The following is a 5,005-nucleotide window of genomic DNA, read 5'->3' on the forward strand; positions in this document are numbered from 1 at the left end:
GTTTCACCCGTAGGGGCGCACAGCGTGCGCCCGCCCTCGGGCCCACCCCCAACCCTCCGGGCGCACGCTGTGCGCCCCTACGCGCCCAGACGCCGGGGTCCACTCCCCAGCGGGTCCACCCACACGATCCGGAAGAGAACCCTGCGCTCCCGCACGGGGGCGACCCTGGTGGCGGTCCAGAAGGGCAGCGCCCCCCTGGTCTCCAACCCGGACCCCAAGATCGTCCTGGAGCCGGGCGACCTGGCCATGCTCCTGGGCAGCCTCGACCAGCTCGCCGCCGCGGCGCGCCTCTTCGCGGCCGAGGGGGTCGAGGAGCCCGAAGCCAGGCCCTGGAAGGCGCCGGAGTGACGGGCCGAGCCCAGCGCTCCCCCAAGGGCCTGCCCCGGTAACTGTCTGTGAATTTTGATTTACTCCTCCTCAAGTGACTCACAGCACATGCCGATGAGAAACTCGGCTGATCTCGGAGAATGAGTCTCCGAGCACCCCCCTGCACGGAGGAACCCCCCATGAGACGTGCCGTCCTCGTCGTCGCCGCCACCTTGTTCCTCGCCTCCCCCGCCCTGGCCGGGCTCACCTACAACGGGTCGTCCACCATCGGCCAGCACATCCTCCCCAAGGCCACCCAGCTCTTCACGGCCAAGACCGGCATCGCCTTCGACTCCATCAAGAACGACGGGTCCGGAAAGGGGGTCCAGGCCCTTCTGAAGAACGAGGTGGTCCTGGCCGGAGTCTCTCGCGCCCCGAAGGACGACGAACGGGCCGCGGGGCTTCGGTTCTACACCATCGGGTTCGACGCCATCTCGGTGATCGTGCACAAGGACAACCCGGTACGAAGCCTCACCAAGAAGCAGATCGAGGGGATCTTCCGCGGGGAGATCCGCAACTGGAAAGAGGTGGGCGGCAAAGACGCCCCGATCGTGCCGGTGACCGAGATCCTCGGGGAGAAGCGGGCCACCCAGATCGTGTTCACCGAGATCATCATGGGCACCAGCAACATGGAGGGCATCTACGGCGACAACCGGGTCGAGGTGGACCGGCCCGTGGACGAAGCCAACTACGTGGCGAAGAACCCCAACGCCGTCACCGCCGTGAGCGCCGCCTTCGTGACCCCGGACCACCACGTGATCGTGGTCGACGGCGTTGCGGCCACCACCGCCAACGTGATCAACGGCAGCTACCCCATCAGCCGCCCCCTGAACCTCGTGAGCCACCAGAAGGCCCCCAAAGAGGTCCTGGAGTTCGTGAAGTTCATGCTCACCCCCGAGGCCCAGGCGGTGGTGGCCGAGAACTTCGTGCCCGCCAAGTAGCCGTCCTCCTTCCCGGGGGCGGCACCCGCTGCCGCCCCCGGAACCCCGCACGCCGCGCTGCGCGCAGGCTCTCCGCCACGGCGGGGGATCCCCGGTTCCAGAGCCTTGGGAGACCCGTTCATGGGCCGCATCCGAATCACCTTGAGCGTCAAGATCGCCGGACTCGTCCTCCTCGTGGTGCTCTTCTTCGGGGGCTACGTCCTCCTGACGAGCGTCCAGTTCGGAAAGATCGCCGACACCATCGCCCACTCGGTGGAGACCGTGGTGAGCGGGCAGGAGGAGGGCGGGCGCCTCCTGGCGAGGGTAGAGGCCTCCGCCGCCTTCGACCGCAGGGTGGTGGAAGCCCTGGTGGCCCAGCTCACCCTGGGCCACATGGACAAGCTCTACCTGGCCACCGAAGACTCCATGCTGGTCCTCGAGCACGAAGAAATTCTCGACCGGCTCGACGCCTCGATCGGCGAGCTGGGCGGGTCGAGCCCGGCGATTGCCGCGCTGAGCGCGCCGCTCGCCGAGTACCGCACGTACTTCCAGACGGTGGACGCGCTGATCTCGGGGCGCGACCTGGACAAGGCGCGGCAGGTCTCCGTCACCGCCGTGGACGCCTCGTCCAAGGCCATCGTGAGTGGACTGCAAGCGGTCCTCGCCCAATCCTCGACCCAGACGGCCGAAACCCTCCGCGCGGCGCGCGACGCTTCCGACGCCGCCGTGGCGTCCGTGGGCGAGCTCCAGCGGGGAGCTTCCGGAATGGAGGCAAGCCTGCGGGCCCTGCTGGGGATCTCCCTGGTGCTGATCGCCGTCTCCCTCGCCTTGGCCGTCCTTCTTCCCCGCTACGTGGTCAAGGCGCTGCGCCAGGTCATCGGCGCCCTCGAGACCGTGGCGTCGGGGGATTTCACCCAGAACATCCGGGTGCGCGGGCACGACGAGGTGGGAGAGCTCGGCTCCCAGCTCAACCGCATGATGGAGCAACTGCGGGGCATGCTCCGGGAAATCTCCACCGTGAGCGTGGACCTGGCGGCCATCTCGGAGGAGCTCTCCACCACCACGGCCCAGATCGCCAGCAGCAACGAGGAGGTGGGCGGACAGGCCCAGGCCGTGGCGAGCAGCACCACCGAGATGTCCGCCACCGTGGAGCAGGTGGCCCGCAGCGCGGCATCCGTCAGCCGGTCTTCCGAAGACGCCCGGACGGTTGCGGTGGAAGGCGGGGGCGTCATCGGCGAGGCCCTGGGGGCCTTCGACCAGATCCAGAAGGCCGTGGGGAGCGCCGCCCAGATCGTCACCAAGCTGGGGCGTCAGGGCGAGACGATCGGGAGCGTGGTCGAGGTGATCGAGGACATCGCCGACCAGACCAACCTGCTGGCCCTCAACGCGGCCATCGAGGCCGCCCGGGCCGGCGAGCACGGGCGCGGCTTCGCCGTGGTGGCCGACGAGGTGCGCAAGCTCGCGGAGAAGACGGTGAAGGCCACCCAAGAGATCGCCCGCACCGTGAAGGCCATTCAGGACGACTCCCGCGAGGCGATCCGGGCCATGGAGACCGGCGAGGCGAGCGTGGCGGGGGGGGCCGACCGCGCCAAGACGGCCGGCCGATCGGTACAGCAGATCGAAAGCCGCATCGCTGCAACCAGCGACCAGGTGTCCCAGATGGCCACCGCCTCCGAGCAGCTCTCGGCCACCATCCGCAACATGGCCCACAACGTGGACGAGATCGCCCACGGCGTCACCCAGACGGTGACCGCCGTCAACGAGGTGTCCAACACCGCCCAGACGGTAGCGGCCAGGGCCGACAGCCTCCGAGAGGCCGTGGGGCGTTTCCGGATCTGAGCCGGGAGGGTCCGGCGGCACCACCCGGGGAAGCTGGGCCGCAGATGATCGAAGCACGTAGGCCCCATTCCCGTACCCCTCGCCGCGCTTTCACGCCTTTCCGGTTGACCCCGCGCACAAATGCGGCATCCTGGTGCCTCACGCTCTTGCCGTGGCAGCGGCATTCCCCCTGGCGGGTCCCCTGGGCCCGAGGAGACGAGAGCCCCATGGGTGCGAGGACGCAGGATTCCTTCCGGATCTTCTTCGAGGCGAGCCAGGCGGTGCTCTCCTCCCGTTCCCTCAAGGACGTGCTCAAGCTCCTGGTCAAGCGCAGCGTGCAGGCCCTGGGCGTCAAGGCAGGGAGTCTTCGGCTGGTGGACGAGAAGACCAACCGGCTCGAGCTGGTGGCGTCGCACCTGCTCAGCAAGCGCTACCTGGCCAAGGGCACCCTCCACCTGGACCGCAGCATCCCCGAGGTGCTCGAGCGCAAGGCCGTCGTGATCCGCGACGCCCGCATCGACCCCCGGGTGGAGTACCCCGCGGAGAAGCGCGCCGAAGGCATCTGCTCGGTGCTCTCCGTGCCGGTGGTAGCCAAGGACCGGGTCATCGGGGTGCTGCGGCTCTACACCGCCGAGCCGCGCGACTTCTCGCCCGAGGAGATCGAGTTCGTCTCGGCCCTGGCCGAGATGGGGGGGCTGGCCATTGCCAACGCCCGGGTGTACGAGGAGCAGGGAGTGCAGCTCTCGGCCCTGCTGGAGGGAATCGGCGTGGACCTGCCGGCCCAGGGGTCGGCGGGGGGAAAGCGCCGCTTCCGGTCCTTTGCCTCCGTGCCCGCGGACCCGGCGCGCAGCCTGGAGCAGTTCCGGGCCCTCCACGCGGTGACCCAGGCGATCCTCGCCACGCTCGACTCCACCGAGGCCACCTACCTCATCCTCGAGAAGGTGCTGGAGCTCACCGGCGTGAAGGGGGGCTGCGTGCTGCTCCTGCGGGAGGCCACCGGCGAGCTCGAGGTGGTGGCGGCCCGGGGCCTGAGCGAGCGATACCTCAACAAGGGGCCGCTCCACGCGGACCGCAGCATCCAGGAGGCCGTAAGCGGAGCCCCGGTGCTGGTGCGCGACGCCCGCACCGACCCCCGGGTGGAGTACCCGGACGCGGCTGCCCGGGAGGGCATCGCCTCGATCCTGTCGGTTCCCATCGTGGCCCGGGAGCGGGTGATCGGCGTCCTGCGCCTCTACTCCGCGAAGCCCGCGGACTTCAGCCAGGACGACGTGGCCTTCCTCACCGCCCTGGCGGAGGTGGCGGGCATCGCCCTCATGAACGCGCGGCTCTACGAGCGCACCCGCTACGACCTGTCGTTCTGGCAGGCGACGGTGGACTACCTGGGGGCAGAGGGGAAGGCGGAAAAGCCCTAGGGGCGACGCGTGCGTCGCCCCTAGGCGGCACCTCAGTCGCCGGTCTCGTACTTGAACGAGAGACTCACCCGGGCCCGGTAGGCGACCACCTTGCCGTCCTCCACCTTCATGTCGAGCTTTTCCACCTCGGCCACCCGCAGGTCCCGCAGGGTCCCGCTGGCGGTCTCCACGGCCCTCTTCGCCGCGTCCTCCCAGGACTTGGTGCTCGTTCCCACCACGTCGATGATCCGGTACACGCTGTCTCCCATGGGAACCTCCTTCGTCTCGGGTTGCCAATTGGGTCCGGCTGCTGCCGCCGGGCCGGACTGCCGAGTCTAGCCCGGCCCGGGGGGATGTAAAGGGCTCCCGTGCGGCAAGACCCGGGATCCGCCACCCAGGAATCCTTCAGGACCTGGAATCTCGAACAATGCGTCCAGGTTCTCCCTGGCGAGGATGGGTCCGCTTCGCTGGACCCGCCGGTGGCCGCGCAAGGTTCGGGGGGCGGGCAGG

At 69.3% G+C, this 5,005-nt stretch carries 5 protein-coding genes; 4 read left to right on the plus strand and 1 reads right to left on the minus strand.

Going from position 1 to position 5,005, the window contains the following annotated elements; genetic code table 11:
- Window positions 1-69: 69 nt before the first annotated feature.
- From AB1578_21840 to AB1578_21855, 4 genes are all read left to right on the plus strand, one after another.
- Window positions 70-348, plus strand: coding sequence for a TrkA C-terminal domain-containing protein (locus AB1578_21840; GenBank protein MEW6490541.1), 279 nt, complete (start codon window positions 70-72; stop codon window positions 346-348).
- 158 nt (window positions 349-506) lie between these two features.
- On the plus strand, window positions 507-1,307 hold the full coding sequence (locus AB1578_21845; protein MEW6490542.1) for a phosphate ABC transporter substrate-binding protein: 801 nt from the start codon (window positions 507-509) through the stop codon (window positions 1,305-1,307).
- Window positions 1,308-1,427: 120 nt separating this feature from the next.
- Window positions 1,428-3,125, plus strand: a complete 1,698-nt coding sequence (locus tag AB1578_21850; protein ID MEW6490543.1) for a methyl-accepting chemotaxis protein — start codon at window positions 1,428-1,430, stop codon at window positions 3,123-3,125.
- Window positions 3,126-3,331: 206 nt separating this feature from the next.
- Entirely contained in the window at window positions 3,332-4,516 is a 1,185-nt protein-coding gene (locus tag AB1578_21855; protein ID MEW6490544.1) for a GAF domain-containing protein, read from the plus strand.
- Between the two features lie 32 nt (window positions 4,517-4,548).
- Here AB1578_21855 and AB1578_21860 read toward each other — a convergent pair whose 3' ends face one another.
- Window positions 4,549-4,764 carry a dodecin family protein gene (locus tag AB1578_21860; GenBank protein ID MEW6490545.1) on the minus strand — a complete coding sequence of 72 codons (216 nt, stop codon included), beginning with the start codon at window positions 4,762-4,764 and terminating at the stop codon, window positions 4,549-4,551.
- Window positions 4,765-5,005 lie beyond the last annotated feature (241 nt).

Source organism: Thermodesulfobacteriota bacterium (genome assembly GCA_040756475.1).
GTDB lineage: Bacteria > Desulfobacterota > Deferrisomatia > Deferrisomatales > JACRMM01 > JBFLZB01.

What these genes read in the sequence shown, in the direction of transcription:
- AB1578_21850 (MEW6490543.1), top strand. Translation starts at nt 1,428, where the DNA reads ATGGGCCGCATCCGAATCACCTTGAGCGTCAAGATCGCCGGACTCGTC.
- AB1578_21845 (MEW6490542.1), top strand. Translation starts at nt 507, where the DNA reads ATGAGACGTGCCGTCCTCGTCGTCGCCGCCACCTTGTTCCTCGCCTCC.
- AB1578_21860 (MEW6490545.1), bottom strand. Translation starts at nt 4,764, where the DNA reads ATGGGAGACAGCGTGTACCGGATCATCGACGTGGTGGGAACGAGCACC.
- AB1578_21855 (MEW6490544.1), top strand. Translation starts at nt 3,332, where the DNA reads ATGGGTGCGAGGACGCAGGATTCCTTCCGGATCTTCTTCGAGGCGAGC.